The sequence below is a fragment of the Shimia biformata genome (assembly GCF_016888515.1).
Taxonomy (GTDB): domain Bacteria; phylum Pseudomonadota; class Alphaproteobacteria; order Rhodobacterales; family Rhodobacteraceae; genus Shimia_A; species Shimia_A biformata.
In genome coordinates, this window is the sequence record NZ_JAFEJK010000001.1 from 155,151 (window position 1) to 172,190 (window position 17,040).

The 17,040-nt window shown below is 61.0% G+C and carries 17 protein-coding genes; 6 read left to right on the forward strand and 11 right to left on the reverse strand.

The window, feature by feature from the left end:
* Nucleotides 1–92 precede the first annotated feature (92 nt).
* The 7 genes from JQ863_RS00730 to JQ863_RS00760 all read right to left on the reverse strand — a co-directional run bounded on the left by JQ863_RS00730 (nt 93) and on the right by JQ863_RS00760 (nt 7,846).
* Nucleotides 93–1,694 (reverse strand): glycoside hydrolase family 43 protein, encoded by a 1,602-nt coding sequence (locus tag JQ863_RS00730; RefSeq protein WP_204112423.1) that lies wholly within the window; start codon nt 1,692–1,694, stop codon nt 93–95.
* Complete coding sequence (locus tag JQ863_RS00735) at nt 1,691–2,812, reverse strand: Gfo/Idh/MocA family protein (RefSeq protein WP_204112424.1); 1,122 nt, start codon at nt 2,810–2,812, stop codon at nt 1,691–1,693. The genes JQ863_RS00730 and JQ863_RS00735 overlap by 4 nt, the downstream gene beginning before the upstream one ends.
* 10 nt (nt 2,813–2,822) lie before the next feature.
* Nucleotides 2,823–3,575, reverse strand: coding sequence for a sugar phosphate isomerase/epimerase family protein (locus JQ863_RS00740; RefSeq protein ID WP_204112425.1), 753 nt, complete (start codon nt 3,573–3,575; stop codon nt 2,823–2,825).
* 38 nt (nt 3,576–3,613) lie between these two features.
* Nucleotides 3,614–4,705, reverse strand: coding sequence for an ABC transporter ATP-binding protein (locus JQ863_RS00745; protein WP_204112426.1), 1,092 nt, complete (start codon nt 4,703–4,705; stop codon nt 3,614–3,616).
* Nucleotides 4,706–4,709: 4 nt separating this feature from the next.
* Nucleotides 4,710–5,615, reverse strand: a complete 906-nt coding sequence (locus JQ863_RS00750) for a carbohydrate ABC transporter permease (protein WP_204112427.1) — start codon at nt 5,613–5,615, stop codon at nt 4,710–4,712.
* A gap of 13 nt (nt 5,616–5,628) precedes the next feature.
* Nucleotides 5,629–6,519: a carbohydrate ABC transporter permease gene (locus tag JQ863_RS00755; protein WP_204112428.1), complete on the reverse strand. Its 891-nt coding sequence runs from the start codon at nt 6,517–6,519 to the stop codon at nt 5,629–5,631.
* A 94-nt stretch (nt 6,520–6,613) separates the two neighbouring features.
* Nucleotides 6,614–7,846: an ABC transporter substrate-binding protein gene (locus JQ863_RS00760; protein ID WP_204112429.1), complete on the reverse strand. Its 1,233-nt coding sequence runs from the start codon at nt 7,844–7,846 to the stop codon at nt 6,614–6,616.
* A 191-nt stretch (nt 7,847–8,037) separates the two neighbouring features.
* Here JQ863_RS00760 and JQ863_RS00765 point away from each other — a divergent pair, with 191 nt between their 5' ends.
* The gene (locus JQ863_RS00765; RefSeq protein WP_338055453.1) at nt 8,038–9,075 is read left to right on the forward strand and encodes a LacI family transcriptional regulator; all 1,038 of its coding nucleotides are present in this window, start codon (nt 8,038–8,040) and stop codon (nt 9,073–9,075) included.
* On the opposite strand, the gene JQ863_RS00770 is transcribed toward JQ863_RS00765, so the two are convergent.
* Nucleotides 9,067–9,768: a GntR family transcriptional regulator gene (locus tag JQ863_RS00770; RefSeq protein WP_204112430.1), complete on the reverse strand. Its 702-nt coding sequence runs from the start codon at nt 9,766–9,768 to the stop codon at nt 9,067–9,069. The genes JQ863_RS00765 and JQ863_RS00770 overlap by 9 nt on opposite strands.
* A 105-nt stretch (nt 9,769–9,873) precedes the next feature.
* Between JQ863_RS00770 and JQ863_RS00775 the strand changes: the two genes are divergently transcribed.
* On the forward strand, nt 9,874–10,764 hold the full coding sequence (locus tag JQ863_RS00775) for a sugar kinase (RefSeq protein ID WP_204112431.1): 891 nt from the start codon (nt 9,874–9,876) through the stop codon (nt 10,762–10,764).
* Between the two features lie 91 nt (nt 10,765–10,855).
* A complete protein-coding gene (locus JQ863_RS00780; RefSeq protein WP_239113182.1) occupies nt 10,856–12,316 on the forward strand; it encodes an amidase in 1,461 nt (486 codons plus the stop codon).
* On the opposite strand, the gene JQ863_RS00785 is transcribed toward JQ863_RS00780, so the two are convergent.
* Nucleotides 12,313–13,053 carry a glutamine amidotransferase gene (locus tag JQ863_RS00785; RefSeq protein WP_204112432.1) on the reverse strand — a complete coding sequence of 247 codons (741 nt, stop codon included), beginning with the start codon at nt 13,051–13,053 and terminating at the stop codon, nt 12,313–12,315. The genes JQ863_RS00780 and JQ863_RS00785 overlap by 4 nt on opposite strands.
* A gap of 182 nt (nt 13,054–13,235) precedes the next feature.
* On the opposite strand from JQ863_RS00785, the gene JQ863_RS00790 reads away from it, so the two are divergent.
* The 3 genes from JQ863_RS00790 to lpxK are packed head-to-tail and all read left to right on the forward strand — an operon-like array spanning nt 13,236 to nt 15,698.
* Nucleotides 13,236–13,478 (forward strand): DUF4170 domain-containing protein, encoded by a 243-nt coding sequence (locus JQ863_RS00790; protein ID WP_204112433.1) that lies wholly within the window; start codon nt 13,236–13,238, stop codon nt 13,476–13,478.
* 8 nt (nt 13,479–13,486) lie between these two features.
* Nucleotides 13,487–14,704 carry a 3-deoxy-D-manno-octulosonic acid transferase gene (locus JQ863_RS00795; RefSeq protein WP_204112434.1) on the forward strand — a complete coding sequence of 406 codons (1,218 nt, stop codon included), beginning with the start codon at nt 13,487–13,489 and terminating at the stop codon, nt 14,702–14,704.
* Between the two features lies 1 nt (nt 14,705).
* Complete coding sequence (lpxK, locus tag JQ863_RS00800) at nt 14,706–15,698, forward strand: tetraacyldisaccharide 4'-kinase (protein WP_204112435.1); 993 nt, start codon at nt 14,706–14,708, stop codon at nt 15,696–15,698.
* A gap of 98 nt (nt 15,699–15,796) precedes the next feature.
* Here the strand turns inward: lpxK and JQ863_RS00805 are convergent, their stop codons facing one another.
* Nucleotides 15,797–16,462 carry a DsbA family protein gene (locus JQ863_RS00805; protein ID WP_204112436.1) on the reverse strand — a complete coding sequence of 222 codons (666 nt, stop codon included), beginning with the start codon at nt 16,460–16,462 and terminating at the stop codon, nt 15,797–15,799.
* Nucleotides 16,459–16,989, reverse strand: a complete 531-nt coding sequence (locus tag JQ863_RS00810; RefSeq protein WP_239113183.1) for a DUF721 domain-containing protein — start codon at nt 16,987–16,989, stop codon at nt 16,459–16,461. Before JQ863_RS00810 ends, JQ863_RS00805 begins: the two co-directional genes overlap by 4 nt.
* Nucleotides 16,990–17,040 lie beyond the last annotated feature (51 nt).

The window sequence follows — 17,040 nt, forward strand, 5'->3', positions numbered from 1 at the left end:
GGCTTTCCCTTTGGAAAACGAAAGGCCGCTCCGGTTCGGGGCGGCCTTTTTGTTTTGTGAACCCAGAGCGGCCCTGACGCGCGCGGAGCGGTTTAGTTCGGTACGTAGCTGAACCAGGGAAACCGCGCCTCGCCGCCCATTCCGGTTGTGTCAAACGACGCCAAGCCGACAAAAGCCCCGGTGAACGAGCGATGCTCACCCTTGCCGCCCTCGTCCGAAATCTGGCTGGCATCCAGTGGCGGTCCGTAAGCCTGCCAATCGCCCCCCTCAACCGCATAAAAGAACTGCTGCGTAGCGCGGTCGACTTCGACCGCAAGCCGCACCGGGCCGTCTGGCAAAGCAACCGGCGCAGGCATCGAGCGGTCCAATTCGCCATAGGGAAAATCACCGGGACAGCTGAGAATCGCCAGTTCGCGTCCGCCCCTGCCGTCACCGCCGACCATCAGGGCATGGAACTTGTGACTGTTGTAGTAAGTCGTCAGGCCAGCCATGTGTTGGGACGTGATCGGGTCGATATCGACCTCGGTTTCGGCGCGATAGCGGAAATGCTGTTGGCGGCGTGCGACCAGCGACTGTTCAAACCAGCTGCCGATGCTTTCACGCCCGATCAGGGTCAGCGCGCCACCACCCACGCGGAAAATACGATCTGTCTCAGGTGTCCGCAGCCACTGGAAATCATCTGGCAGGCTGTCGCCGTCAAAACGATAGTGGCTGGGACCAAGCGGTTCCTGCTCAGCATCGCTGGGCACATGCTCGCGCGCCAGAAGCCCGCCCGCCTCAAGATAGAGCCAGTCATCGTCACCCCAGACACAGCGCTCGATCCCGCTTTCACGACCCAAAGGACAGAACCGCCCTTTACCTTCCGGCCCTGCGATTGGGCGCCCCATCAGGAAAGAATGCCAGACCGTGCCGTCAGGTGCCTCGACATATTGGCCGTGTCCGGTGCGCTGGATCGGATGATCCGGTGTATCGACAACCGACATGACATGATGATCGGGATGAACCTCGTAAGGGCCCGCAATGTCGCGGGACCGTGCCAATGTCACAGCATGGCGATAGCCGGTGCCACCCTCGGCTGTGGTCAGGTAATAATACCCGCCACGCTTGAACAGGTGCGGTGCCTCGGTCAGTCCGCGCGGGGTGCCGGCGAAGATATTGACCGGTTCCCCGATCAACCCGCGTTCTGGATGCCATTCCTGCAACAGGATGCCGTCGAAACTGTCATGTGCCGGGTTGCAGCCAGTACCGGGTCCGCGATGGTTCCAGCGCATGGTGACAACCCATTTGCGGCCATCGTCATCGTGGAACAGCGATGGATCGAACCCGTAGGAATGGACATAGATCCGGTCCGACCAGCGCCCGTCGATGGTTTCGCAGCTGGTGATGTAATTGTGGGCGTCCTTGAACGACCCGTCCAGCCGCTTCACATCCGTGTAGACCAGCCAGAACCGCCCGTCGGCATAAGACAGACACGGTGCCCAGACGCCACCTGAATCCGGGTTGCCACGCATATCAAGCAGGTCGGCCCGGTCCAGCGGCGCGGCGCAGAACTCCCAGTTCGTCAGGTCGGTCGAGCGGTAGATGCGCACGCCGGGGTACCATTCGAAAGTCGAAGTGGCGATGTAGTAGGTATCCCCAACCCGGCACATGGACGGATCGGGGTGGAAACCCGGCAGGATGGGATTGGTGATCATGACGCCATCAATGCCCGTGCTTCGTCCGGGCCAAGCGGCGCGGGGCGGTCGCAGGTGGTCGTCATGTCGACAAAGCCACCCTGTTCACCGGCAGCAAGGATACCAGTCATGACCTCGACCACATGGGTCGCGAGTTCAAGAGAACACCGGTGCGCCCGGCCTTCGGAAATCGCCAGTGCCATATCCGCCAGCCCCGAGACCCGGTAATTCGCCCGCTCGCCGTCATTGGGCACCGCAAAAGGATGGCCCCACATCGGTACAACCTCGGTTTCGCCATTCGCGGGGGTCAGCTTCACATCGCCTGAGAAGAAATTTGGATCGGGCACATACAGGCTGCCTTCCGAACCATAAAGTTCCATCGGGGAATGGGTGTGCTTCCAGACATCCCAGCTTGTGCAAAGGGTGATGGTGGCGCCATTGGCAAATTCCAGAAGCGCGTGGATCGTGGTCGGGGTGTCGACCGGGATCTTCTCACCCTTACGCGGTTCGGACAGGATCGTGCGTGTCGGCGATGGGGTCGAGGTTATGGCCGCGACACGTTTCACCGGCCCGATCAGCTGCACGAGGTTGGTGATGTAATAAGGGCCAATATCCAGAACCGGGCCAGCGCCGGGCTGAAAGAAGAAATCGGGGTTGGGGTGCCAATGCTCCATCCCGTGGCTCATCACGAAGGCGGTCCCGCTGGTGATTTGCCCAACATGGCCTTCATCGATGACCCGGCGCGCCAGTTGATGCGCCCCGCCAAGGAACGTGTCCGGCGCCGAGCCGACGCGCAACCCCTTGGACGACGCCAGTTTGCGCAGCGCCTCTCCCTCTTCCAGCGACAACACGAAAGGCTTTTCGGAATAGACGTGCTTTCCCGCCTCAAGCGCCCGGGACGACACATCGTAATGCGCAGCGGGAATGGTCAGGTTGACGATCATGTCGATGTCGCTTGCCGCCAGCAGGCCATCCACCGTCTCGGCGCGCACGCCAAATTCAGCGGCCCGCGCCTGCGCTGCGTCCTTGTTCAGGTCGGCTACTGCGCGAAGCTCAATCCCGTTGAAGTTCGGGGCCAGCGACAGATACGCCTTCGAGATATTGCCGCATCCGATGATGCCGACGCCAAGAGTGGTCATGGTCTGCCCCTTAAACGGTTCTGAGATAATCGATTGAGCGTTGCGCAAAGCGCCGGTCGTCGCTGGGGTTGTCATGCTCCATCACGAACAACTGGCAGCCCGCGTCGCGCAGTTCGGCCATATGGCGCCCCCAGTCCATGACACCAAGGCCAACATCGGACCATCCGTCTTCGTCAACGCATTCGCCTTCGCGGGCGATATCCTTGACATGCGCAGAGGCAATGCGCGGCCCGTAATTGGCGATAAAGGTGCTGGGATCTTTGCCTGCACGCGCAGCCCAGGCGACGTCGAATTCGACGGCAAGCGACGGCCCGCCTTCAAGGATCGCGTCAATGGGAAGGGTGTCGCCATCGCCGGCAAATTCGAAATCGTGGTTGTGCCAGCCAAAACCAAGACCGGCCTCGACCAGCGGTTTGCCGGCCGCCTCAAGCCGTGCGCCAAAGGCCTTCCAGCCGGCAAGATCAGAGGGCCGTTTTTCCGGCAGAAGATAGGGCACAAAGACATGGTTAACGCCGAGCGCCCCGGCAATCTTGATCACCGCAGCGGGATCGCCCTCGACCAGGTCAAGACCAAAATGGCCCGATGGCATCTGAAGCCCGGTCTCGACCAGTGCCGCCTTCACCCCGTCGATATCGTCCAGCGCCGCGTAAAGCGCGCCATAGCCTTCGACCTGGGCATAGCCCATGTCTGCCAGCATCCTGAAGGTCTCGGGCAGCGGGCCGAAGTTCCGAGAGGAATAAAGTTGATAGGAAATCGGTTGCATCGTGTCTTTGTCCTTGTTCGCCCGCGCGGGCCTTCGTTTTACAGTCTTGTCTCGTCCCGCCCGTCAAAGAGCGATACCGCATGCACCGGCAGGCCGATGGTCAGCTTGTCGCCAGACGTGACCCGGCTTTGACCGTCCATCCGCAACCAGAACCGCTCACCGCCCAGTCGCGTCATGACCAGCGTGTCCGAACCCAAAGGCTCGACCACTTCTGCGGTCACTTCGAAATGGGGGCCACTGCCTTCGCCCAGCTCGACGTGTTCGGGACGGATGCCGAACCAGACTTCGTTAGATGAGGGCTGGCGCGAGAAGTCATAGCCTGCGACCGATACGGCAAATCCGTCGGCGTCAAACGTGTCGCCGCTCAATTTTCCCTTGATCAGGTTCATCGACGGCGAGCCGATGAAATCCGCGACATAGAGGTTCGCGGGGCGGTTATAGATCTCTTCCGGGCTGGCAAGCTGCTGGATCAACCCGTCCTTCATAATTGCGATCCGGTCGGCCAGCGTCATCGCCTCGACCTGGTCGTGGGTCACGTAGATCATCGTGTTCTCAAGCTGCTGGTGCAGCTGTTTCAGCTCGACCCTGAGATCGGCGCGCAGCTTGGCGTCAAGGTTCGACAGCGGCTCGTCGAACAGGAAGACATCCACGTCCCGCACCAACGCACGGCCAATTGCAACCCGCTGGCGCTGCCCTCCCGACAGGGCCGAGGGCTTGCGCTTCATCAATGGTTCGATCTGGAGGATTTCCGCCGCCCGCGCGACACGCTGGGCGATCTCGTCCTTGGGCAGTTTCTGGTTCTTCAGACCGAAACTCATGTTCCCTTCGACTGTCATCTGCGGATAAAGCGCATAGGACTGGAACACCATGCCGATGCCACGTTCGCTGGGTTCGGCCCAGGTCACATTGTTGCCCTTGATGAAGATCTGCCCACCCGAGACGTCGAGCAGCCCGGCGATGCAGTTTAGAAGCGTGGACTTGCCGCAGCCGGATGATCCCAGCAACACAAGAAACTCGCCCTCATAGACATCAAGGTTGAGGTTCTTCAGAACGGTCAGCTCTCCGAATTTCAGCACAAGGTCGCGGACCTCGACGGATGGCTGGCCGGTGGATTGGGTGGTAATGGTCATTGGGTCAGCCTTTCACGGCGCCTGCGGCGATGCCCCTCACGAAGAGGCGGCCGGAGACAAAGTAGATGATCAGGGGAACAAGGCCGGTCAGGATGGTGGCGGCCATGTTGACATTGTATTCCTTCACGCCTTGAACCGAGTTGACGATGTTGTTCAGCTGCACGGTCATCGGGTAGAGGTCAGGTTTGGTGTAAACCACACCAAAGAGGAAATCGTTCCAGATACCAGTGACCTGAAGGATCATCGCCACAACGAAGATCGGCAAGGACATCGGCAGCATGATCTGGAAATAGATACCCCAGAATCCGGCTCCATCGACACGCGCGGCCTTGAACAACTCTTCAGGCAGCGAGGTAAAGTAGTTGCGGAACAGCAGGGTCAGGATCGGCATGCCAAAGATCGAATGCACGATGACCAGTCCGGTCAGCGACCCGTAAAGACCCATTTCGCGCAGAAGGATCACGATGGGATAGAGCATCACCTGATAGGGAATGAACGCCCCGAAGATCAGGATGGTAAAGAAGATATCCGCGCCCTTGAACTTCCAGTTTGCCAGGGCATAGCCATTCACCGAGGCAATCGCGATCGACACGATGACCGACGGCACCGTGATGCGAACCGAGTTCCAGAATCCCCTGCTGAGCCCATCACAATTGAGGCCAGTGCAAGCCTCCGACCAGGCTTTGACCCAGGGCTCAAAGGTGATTTCCATCGGGGGCGCAAAGATGTTGCCCATGCGGATCTCGGGCATGCCCTTCAACGAGGTTACGATCATCACGTAGAGCGGCAGCAGGTAATAGATAGAGACGACAATCAGCGTGCCATAGATCATGATGTTGCGGCCAGACAGGGCGCGCCGAGGTTTGGGACCATGCGGTCCGGTCATGTCGCGCGCGGTAGTCGGTGCCATTTGGGAAGCGGTATCAGCCACGTTTCTTGCCTCCGAATTCAAGATAGGCCCACGGGATGATCACGATCAGAACCGCCAGAAGCATCATGGTCGAGGCGGCAAAGCCCTGACCCAGGTTCTGTCCCTGGAACATATAGTCATAGACGTATTTCGCGGGCACTTCAGACGCGATGCCCGGCCCGCCCCCGGTTTGCGCAACGATCAGGTCATAAAGCTTGACGATGCCGCTGGCGATCAGGACCAGCGTGGTGATGAACACCGGACGCATCATCGGGATGATGATGAACAGGTAGGTCTTCCAGGCCGGGATGCCGTCAACACGGCTGGCTTTCCAGATGTCCTGGTCGATGCCACGCAGACCAGCCAACATCAGCACCATCACAAGCCCCGACCCCTGCCACAGACCGGCGATGAGGACGCCATAGATCACGATGTCGGAATTGTAGAGCGGGTTGAACTCGAAGCTGGTGAAGCCCAGCCCGTTGATGATTTTCTGGATACCGAAATCCGGGTTCAGCAGCCACTGCCAGACCAGCCCTGTGACGATGAAGGACAGCGCAAATGGGTACAGCATGATCGACCGGAACGTGTTTTCGAACCGGATCTTCTGATCCAGAAGCGCAGCGAGGATGAACCCGATCAGCAGGCTTAGGACCATCGAGCAGAGGCCATAGATCATAAGGTTCTCGATCGAAACCAGCCAGCGCTCGGTCTCCCACAGCCGTTCATACTGCCGCAAGCCGACGAATTTTGTCTTCGGCAACAGTTTTGACGAGGTGAAGGAATAGGTCACCGTCCATGCGGTGCCCCCGACAAAGACGAACAAGACCGTCAGGATCATCGGGATTGCTGCAATCTTGGAACTGAGATTGCGGAACAGACGGATGGGTTTACCCGTGGCCATAGTGCCGCCTCCGGCAAGAAGGGGGGTCAGAAAAGAAGAGCGGCCGGACCGACCCGCGCAACAGTCACGCGCGGGTCAGCCGGAGACTGATAGATCAGTCCTTGTCTTCCACGATCGACACGAAACGTGCCTGCGCATCGGCTGCGCTGATCGACGTATCCTGGAAGAACTGCACGAACAGGTCGTTGAGCTGATTGTTCGTGTCCTCGGTGTTCAGCATGTTGACGTCCGGCATGATGTTGCCCGATGCCAGGATCTCAAGACCCTTCTTCATGCAGTCGTTCGCCGCGGCCAGGTCAACATCGGCACGCACCGGCAGCGACCCTTTCTTCAGGTTGAAAGAAACCTGGGTGGTCGGCTTCAGCAGGGTCGCGGCAAGCGCGTCCTGTGCGGCCTCGATTTCCGGGTCGTTGGTGACCGGGAAATAGAAGGCGTCGCCACCGGTCGAGATCACCTCATGCACGCCGAGACCCGGCAGACAGGTGTAATCCTCACCGGCCACTTCACCTGCAACGGCGAACTCACCCTGTGCCCAGTCACCCATGATCTGACCACCGGCCTTGTCGGTGATGACAAGGTTGGTCGCCTGGTTCCAGTCCTGCACGTTCGAGCCCTGAACCATGTCACGCATGTCCTCGGCCGCTTTGAACACGCGGGCCATTTCCTCGCCGCCGGCAAGGTCGGCATCGCCGTCACCATAGATCTTTTGCAGGATTTCAGGACCGGCCAGCGTCGCCATCAGCACGTTGAACGCGCCCGAGCTTTGCCAGGACTGACCGCCCAGCGCCATCGGCTGGACACCCATCTCGCGCAGCTTCGGCGCGGCGGCAACGAACTCGTCCCAGTTGGTCGGGACTGCAAGCCCGGCATCCTCGAACACCTTGTTGGACAGCCACAACCACTGCCACGAGTGGATGTTGACCGGCGCACAATAGATTTTGCCGTCGAGGGTGCAGGCATCCAGAAGCGATGGCGGGTTGACGATGTCTTTCCAGCCCTCGGCCTCGGCAACATGGGTCATGTCGCGCAGCAGACCGGCCTCGATCAGTTCCTCAGCCTGACGACCGTGGTTGAACTGGAACGCGCCCATCGGGTCGCCACCAATGATCCGGCTGACCATCACGGGGCGGGCAGTGCCGCCACCGCCGGCAATCGCGCCGTCGATCCATTTGTGTTCCGTCTGCTCCTGGAACTCACGCGCAAACTCGGCGACAGCAGCGGCTTCGCCACCGGATGTCCACCAATGCGTGACCTCAAGGTCAGCGGCGCTAACTGCGCCCGCAGCGCAGATTGCAGTGCCGCAAAGCAGCGATTTCAGTTTGTTCATCGTTTCTCCTCCCTGATGAGCCTTTTGACTTCTAAAACGATTACGTTAAGCTTAAATCGATTTAGATTCTCCGATCAAGCTGGAAAGTTCGTTTGTTTTTCTATAGATCGCAAGAATCTGCAAAATTGGACTCAGTGTTCGGGGACGCATTTCGGAACGCAACAGCAAATTGATTCGGAGCGCGAATTAAAGTGGCCAAGACCGGAAAACAGGATGGACTGAACGTGGCGGCCAATCAAAGGCCGACACTGAAAACCATCGCGTCCATGGCCGGCCTGTCGGTTCCCACTGTATCGCGCGCCCTGTCGGATGCTCCGGACATCGGCAAATCCACCAAAGCGCGGGTCCGAGCCATTGCACAGGAAATCGGCTATCGCCCCAACCGCGCCGGGTTGCGGTTGCGCACCGGCAAGACCAATGTGATCGCGCTTGTCCTGCGCACGGACAATGACGTTATGAACCACAACACCGCGCGACTTATCACCTCGATCGCGTCTGAACTGCGCGCCACTCCGTACCACATGATCGTGATCCCTTATTTCCCGGATGAGTCACCGCTCAACCCGGTGAAATACGTGGTCCAAACACGGTCGGCAGACGGCGTGATCCTTAACCGAATCCAACCCGACGACGAACGCGTCCGCTACCTTCGCGAGAACGGGTGCCCCTTCGCCACACATGGCCGAACTCAGGATTGCGCGAACGAACCCTATTTCGATTTTGACAACCATGTCTTCGGCACCGAATGCGTCACGCAACTGGTGGCCAAGGACCGCCGCAACATTCTGGTTCTGGCCCCTCCGATGGATCAGAACTATGCCCGCCACCTGATGGCCGGGTGCCGCGAAACCGCGGCCCGGCTGGGCGCAACAATCACCACTCTGACAGGGGCCAACTCGGACTCTTCGGTCGAAGATATCCAGGCCGCAATCCAGAAACAGGTGCGCGCCGACCCTACCATTGATGGCATCATTGCCCCTGCCGTGCAGGCCGCTTTTGCTGCCGCCGTCGCGCTTGAGGGGCTGGGCCGAGAATTGGGCAAGAATTGCGACCTGGCGGCGAAGGAAGCGATCCCCTTCCTGAACGCCTTTCGGAACGAGATCATCGTGGTCTCAGAAGACGTTGCCAAGGCCGGTGCGTTTCTGGCCCGCGCGGTGGTTCAGGCCATCGAACATCCAGACCGACCGCCCTTGCAGGGGTTGGACGCCCCCGGATCACGCTCAGGCTAGATCAGGCTGCCCCCCCGCCCCGACATGATCCTCAAACAGTTCCGGCATTGATTTTGCAATCTCGGGCAAATCATCGTTGATGGCGTTGAGATGCGCGCGCATTGCCTGTTCTGCCCTGTCCGGGTTACCCGCTACAACCCCCGCGACAATGGCCCGGTGGTGGTCAAGGATCGACTGCTTCGGAAATTGCCGAACCGTCAGGAATCGCACTCGGTCCAATTGCAGCTTCAGCGACTCGACCACACCCCAGGCATAGCCCTGCCCCACGCCTTCCGCGAGAAATCGGTGCAGACGATCATCCTCGGCGATGAACTCTTCGACCGAGTCCGCGCCCTCTTGTGCGGCGATGATCCTTGCCAATTCGCCATGCTCGGCCCTACCGAAGCGCGTGGCGGCCAATCGCACGATGTCGGCCTCGATCGCCTCACGCACAAACCGAACCTCCATGACGCGCGGAACCGAGATCTTGGGGACCACGGTTGCCCGTTGTGGGCGGATCTCCAACAATCCCTCGTCGGCCAGTTTGATGAAGGCTTCGCGCACAGGCTGGCGACTGACCCCGAGATCGGCGGCAATTTTTGCTTCCGAAAGTTTTGCACCGGGCAAAAGCTCTCCCTGCACGATCCGGTTGCGCAGCAAGACTATCAGCTGCGTGTTGATCGGTTTTCCATCGTCCAGTCGAGAAATAGCCATGTCGATGCCCGTGATTTGAGGGTTCCGCTTGACAACTACCATACCAGTTGCCAGACACGCAATGCCACAGACATGGCACCACGACAAGGCAGGATAAAGCGGATCATGAAGCGGGTTATTTCCATCGGCGAGGCGATGCTGGAGCTGTCCGGCGCAGGCGACGACTTGTGGCGACTGGGAGTCGCGGGCGACACGATGAACACCGCCTGGTACCTGCGAGAGTCGCTGAGCCCCGATTGGCAGGTCGACTACTTGACCCGGGTCGGCACAGATGAGTTTTCACACCGGGTCGTCAATTTCCTGGCCGAGGCCGGGATTGGGACCGCTCATGTCTCGCGCGACCCATCCCGTGCGGTCGGGCTTTATGCGATCTCGCTGGACAAGGGCGAACGCAGCTTTGCCTATTGGCGCGGCCAATCCGCCGCCCGACACCTTGCTGACGACGCGAATATGCTGAACAAGGCGTTGGATGGCGTGACCCTGGCCTATGTCAGCGCGATCACCCTTGCGATTCTTGCCCCAGATCGGCGGCAGGCGCTTCTGGATGCGCTGGCCACCTCAAAGGCCACAGTCGCTTTTGACACCAACTATCGCCCCCGCCTGTGGGAAGGCACCGAGGCCGCGCGGGACTGGATCACGGCGGCAGCACTGGTATCCGACATCGTCCTGCCTTCGGCGGATGACGATGCTGCATGTTTCGGTGATGCGTCGCCTGAGGCGACTCTTGCCCGCTACGTTGGACTGGGCGTCGGGGAAATCGTGGTCAAAAGCGGAGGCGGGCCGGTGCTGTACTTCGACGGAAAAGACGGGCGGATCGATGACCTGACGACTGTCACCCCGGTAGACACGACCGGCGCGGGCGACAGTTTCTCGGCCGGATACCTGTCGGCGCGTCTGACTGGCGCAAATGTGCGTGACGCAGCGCTGTCCGGCCATGATCTAGCCATGCGCGTGGTTCAGGGGCCGGGCGCGTTGGTGCCGAAACCGGTCGCCTGACCACACCCGGCAAGCGCGGAAAATTCCGGTTTGTGTCCGCCACGTTGACCTGCAACAGTGGCGCGGCACGCAAATCATCCGGGACAATCGAATGCCAAGCCAGGACCTGACAAACCACTACCTTTCACAGGACGCGACCAGCCTTGCCGCGGAACTGGCCAGGGGCGAATTTTCGGCAGGGGAACTCCTGGATGTGGCGCTGTCGCTGGTCGCCGCGCGGAACCCGGACATCAACGCCGTGGTCAACATTCAAAAGGACACCGCGCGCCGCCACATCGCGGGTGGACTGCTCGAGGGACCCTTCAAAGGCGTGCCATTCCTGTTGAAGGACCTTGGCGCGGAAGCAGTGGATTTCCCGACCAGTGCCGGGTCACGGCTATGGGCCGGATCGCAGCACAGCTATGACAGCGAAGTCTATCTGCGCCTCAAAGCCGCCGGCCTGGTCACATTCGGGCGCACTACATCGCCCGAATTGGGCGTCGGTGCGGTGACCGAAGCACAGGCCTATGGCGGACCAACCCGCAACCCGTGGAACATCGGCCGCACTTCGGGCGGCTCGTCTGGCGGCGCCGGTGCGGCAGTGGCGGCCGGGATCGTGCCGGTTGCCCATGGCTCGGACGGAGGCGGTTCGGTACGCATTCCCGCGGCCTCTTGTGGGCTGGTCGGTTTCAAACCCACCCGAGCGCGTCTGCCTGAGGGTCCCGGCGCGGGTGAGGGCTGGGCGGGCATGGCCACCGACGGTTTCCTGACCCGATCCCTGCGCGACACAGCCGCATTGCTTGACTGCATCAACGGCCCCGACCTTGGCGCGCCCTATTTTCCGCCGCCGATGGAGATGACATTCGCCGAATCTGCCCGTCGCGACCCCGAACAGCTGAAGATCCGCTTTGCCACGACCACGCTGGACGGCACACCAATCCACCCCGACTGCGTCACCGCGGTCGAACGCACGGCAAAGCTGCTGGCCGATCTGGGCCATGATGTCGAGCCGGTCACGCTGGATCCCGGTCTGAACATCTCTGATCTGATGCTGGCCTGGACCCGCGTCGTTGCCTGCGGCACCGCCTTGTCGGTGCGTCAGAAACTGGCAGGCAAGCCGCTGGACCCCAGCCTTATCGAGGGCGTGACTCGCGGTGCCATTGCCCTGTCGCACACCCTGTCAGGGGCCGACTACCTCGAATCTGTTGAGGAAATTCACGCCTTTGGCCGCCGCATCGCGCGTTGGTTCCAGGGGTTTGACATCCTGTTGACCCCAACCCTTGCCCGTCCGCCAATCGAGATCGGGGCATTGAAACCCGACAACGAAGATTTCATCGACTACCGCAACGGGCCGACCGGGGTCTTTGCCTATTCGCCCTATACCGCTCTGTTCAATGCGTCCGGGCAACCGGCAGTATCCCTGCCCCTGTTCCACAATTCCGAGGACCTGCCCATCGGTCTCCATCTTGCCGCACGGTTCGGTGCCGATTGCCAGCTGATGTCCCTCGCGGGCCAATTGGAACGCGCCGCACCCTGGGCCGCTACGCAGCAACGGCTGGTCGACCGACTTTAGTCGCTGCGATACCGGGTCACGAAATTTCGCAGGATAAGTTCGGGCGCATGCACATCCGCCGCCCGGCACATGGCGATCAACCGCTCAGCATCTTCGGGCGGGAAATAGCCGCGATGCTTGTAGATGTTGATCCGCACCTCGAACCCATCGCTGTCAGCTTCGGGATGGAACTGGGTGGCATAAACATTCCGGCCATAGCGGATCATCTGGAACGGGCAGGTCGGGCTTTCAACAAGATGGGTGCAGCCTTCAGGCAGGCGCTGCACGGCCTCCTTGTGGCCAACAAAGGCGTGAAAATTTTCCGGCACGCCATCCAGCAGAGGATCGGCGCGGCCGTCTTCGGTCAGGCGGCAATCCGAGGTGCCCACCGGTTCCGAAAAGTTCTCCTTGCTGACAACCCGGCCAAGGTGGTGGCCCAGGATACCAATCCCATAGCAACAACCGAGGAAAGGGAAATCACGCGCCTCGATTTCGGGCATCAGCCCCATGACCGCGTCCTCGATCTGTTTTTCTACCGGGCTTTTCTTGTCCACCGGATCGCTGACACAACCGGGACCGCCGCCGACGATCACCCCGCTGAACGCAGTCAGGTCAAGATCACCTGGAAGCGCCGACTGGTCCAGACGAATGCGCGTGACCTGATCTTCGGCCAGCCCACCCTTGCGCAGGATCGCGGCAAACTCATCATCCGAGGCTTCAGTCTCGGGACGCAATTGCAAGATCAGAAACGGTTTCATCAGGTGGTCTTTCGAACATTGGGGCGTCGTCAACGCGTCGGCGCTTGGTGGCAGAGGCGATGGCCGCACGTCAACCCCACCTGCGGCGAAGTGCCGGTCGCTATGGTCGCGCCAACCCTTGCCGCAGGACAGCGCAGCGCCTAGTTTGCGCCCGAACGACAAATGACAAAAGGATCAGGGACATGGCACAGCGCCTGCACCTCGTTTTTGGCGGTGAGTTGGTGGACCCCACCAAAAACACCTTCAAGAATGTCGACGACATCCACGTTGTAGGCATCTTCCCGGATTACGCCACCGCTTTCGATGCGTGGAAAGCCGAAGCCCAGCGCACCGTGGACAATGCGCACATGCGTTACTTCATCGCGCATCTGCACCGGCTTCGTGACGAAGAGGCCGAGGCTTCGTCGACCGAAGAACTGAACTAAGGACCGTCATGGCGCGCGCGCCCCTCAGCCTGTCAGCATATCTGGCCTTCGCGCGCCGTGAACCCGCCGGCGACCCGATTGAGCGGAAGCCGCGCCCGGATGGACGCATCCTCTGGCTGCACTGCGCGGACCCCGCTCGGGCGCGAGCGTTGGTGCAACTGGCACAGCGATTGGTGTCACAACGCAGCGATTTCACCCTATTGCTGACGCTCCCCGGCGGGATGAGGGCGCCCGATGACGTCCGTGACAGCATCCTGACCGACACCGCCCCCGGCGAAAGCCCGACCGAGGTCGCAGCCTTCCTGAACCATTGGTCCCCGACGGTCGGCCTGTGGCTGGGACAATGGCTGCGTCCCGCACTGACGTTCGAAGCCCACCGCCGGGGCGTCGCGATGTATCTTCTGGACGCCGGCGAACCCCGGCTTGAGAACAAGCGTTTTCGACTGCTTCCAGAACCGACGCGGGCGACACTGCGCCTGTTTGATGCAATCTTTGCCCATTCCAGCGTCGCCGGCACCCGAATCCGGCGACAATTGCCCGAAGACGCGGCTGTGATCGACAGTGGCCCGGTGCTGGAAGAAGGCATGGTGCGACGCTGCAATGAAGGCGACCTGGAAGAACTGCGCAGCACCCTGGCCGGCCGTCCGGTCTGGTTGGCGGCAATGATCCAGAAAGGCGAGTTGGACGCCATCGTCTCGGCCCATCGCGCCACGCAACGCCTGTCTCATCGGTTGATGATGGTGCTGGTGCCGGGCAGCCCGGACCTGGCGGTACCGTTTCGCGAGCGGTTACGCGCCGCGGACTGGCGGGTGGCGTGTTGGGACGACGGTGAATTCCCAGACGAGAACACACAGATCCTGCTGTCTGAGGATTTGAAAGAGTTGGGGTTGTGGTATCGCGTCGCCCCGGTGACCTTCATGGGATCGTCCCTGACCCCTGGATTTGGCGGCAAGAACCCGATGGAACCTGCCGCGCTGGGATCTGCAGTTCTTTATGGGCCCGGCGTGCGCAACCACTTGGAAAGCTATACCAGATTGGCACGTGCAGGCGCGGCGCGTATCGTGCGTGACAGCGCCAGCCTGACCGCCGCGCTGGGGTTGCTGACGGCCCCGGACCAGATCGCGACCATGGCGCAGGCAGGGTGGGAAACCGTGACCGAAAGTGCCGAGACTTCGGACCAGATCATTGCCCATGTTCTGGACCGTCTCGACGAGGAAGGAATCTGAGATGCGCGAACCGGATTTCTGGAAAACACCCCCCGATGCCCCGGGCTGGCGTGCGCGGCTGTTGTCCCCTTTAGGATATCTCTATGCGCAAGCGACCCACAGGCGCGTGGCGCAGGAACCGGGACACCGCGCAAGGGTTCCGGTGATCTGTGTCGGCAACATCAATGCCGGCGGCACCGGCAAGACCCCGACGACGATCGCGCTGCTGCAACATCTTTCGGCGAAGGGACTGAACCCGCATGTGGTGTCGCGGGGCTATGGTGGATCGGTTGAGGGGCCGTTACGCGTGAACGAGATGCAACACCGCGCTGCCCAGACCGGGGACGAACCCCTTTTGCTGGCCGCATTCGGCCCAACATGGATTGCCAAGGACCGGGCGGCAGGTGTTCGTGCGGCCGAAGCGGACGGGGCGGACCTCATCCTGCTGGATGACGGCTTCCAGAATCCGGGTGTTCACAAGGACATCTCGATTGTGGTGGTCGATGCCAAACGCGGGTTCGGCAATGGCCTCTGCATTCCGGCCGGCCCTCTGCGGGAACCCGTCACCGCAGGCATGAAACGCGCCGACCTGTGTCTGACCATCGGCAACGCCACCGCGCAGGACGGGTTTGACGCCACATGGGGGGCGCAAGTGACCGTCCCGAGGATGCGGGGTGAAGTCCGCCCCCTGCAAATGGGTATGGACTGGACCGGAACGCCATACTTCGCATTCGCCGGCATCGCGCATCCCGAAAAGCTGTTCATGACCCTGAAAGGGCTGGGCGCGACCATCGCGGGCACCAAGGCGCTGGACGATCACCAGCCACTGACCCCCGCCCTTCTCGCTCGCCTCGAAGCCGACGCCGCACGACTGGGCGCCCAGCTTGTCACCACCGAAAAGGATGCCGTGCGCCTGCCACCCGAGTTCCGCGCAAAGGTCCTGACTGTCCCTGTGCGACTGGAGGTCGAGGACTGGTCATCTTTTGATGAGTTGCTCGGCAGATTGACTTCCTGATCTGTTTCACCGTCCGAACACCTCGCCGCCCTCACAACACCCAACCAAAAAAGACCCGGCGCTTGGCCGGGCCTTTCGTCCGTCGTGGAACCTGTCGATCAGCCGTCGACAAGCGGGTCCAGAAGGGACTTCATCTCATCATAGCTCATGTTCGAGTGCTTCTTGCCGTTGATGACGAAGCTCGGCGTGCCGCTGATGTCGTCTTTGGCAACGTTCTCCTGATACCAGCCGACCAGCGTCTTGGCCTTGGCTTCATCGGTCAGGCAGCTGTTCAATTGGTCATCGGTCAACCCGGCCAGACGACCGATCTTGCGCAGCGAATCCGCAATGGCGACCGGGTCCCCGGCGCGCGACCATTCCGACTGCGACTTGTAGAGCAGGTCCGAGATGCCAAAGAACTTCTCTTCCCCGCCGCAGCGCGCGACCATCGCCGCCCACAGGCCGAACTTGTCGAAATAGACGTCGCGATAGATGAACCGCACCTTGCCGGTGTCGATGTAATCCGCCTTCAGCTGTTTGAAGACGTTCTGGTGGAAGCTGGCGCAATGCGGGCAGGTGAACGACGCATATTCGATCATTGTCACCGGCGCGTCCTCGGACCCCAGCACCATCTCGGTCACTTCGACGCTGCTTTCGCTGGCCTGTGCCGCGCCAAACGCGGGAAGTTCAACCCCGGCTGAGGTGGTGGCGGGTTGCGATACCCACCAGATGCCGCCGGCCAGTGCCACAAGCACCACAAGGGCAATCGGAAGAAGTCGGTTCATGAATCTGCCTTTCTGACATTCTTTGTATTTGCATAGATATTCGCCGCCATCCGCTCAAGCGCATCGCGCAGGCCGTCATCGGCAACTGGAGAGACGGTGTCGCGGGCCTTGGCGCGAACCTCGGGCGCGATGGCCTCGGGCTGGGCTGTCGGGGCGGGGGTAAACTGGGCCTGTCCCTCGGCAAAGCCAACCGGGGCAGTCTGGGTGATGCGCACAGCGGAAATCGCGTTATATCCATAGACCGCGTTCACCTTCTGGCGCATCTGTTCCTTCTGCATTTCCAGCATCGGCGCCAAAGGACCGGTGGTCAGCACCGTCAGAGTGGCTCCGAACCCGCCACGCCCGTATTTCACATCAACCGGGCGGCATTGGCTTGCCATGTCCTGACCGACGATCTCGGCCCAGTGGGTCAGCACCTTGGCGACCGAGAATCCGCGCGATTCACCGGCCTTGCGGATACGGTCCCGCAACAGGGTCGAGGTTCTGGCAAAACCTTTTGTGGTGGCGCGGCGCATGATCTCTTGCATCCCGTGAACTGGCGCTATTTTAGTGACCGCGCCGGAGGGCGCCAGCGAAAC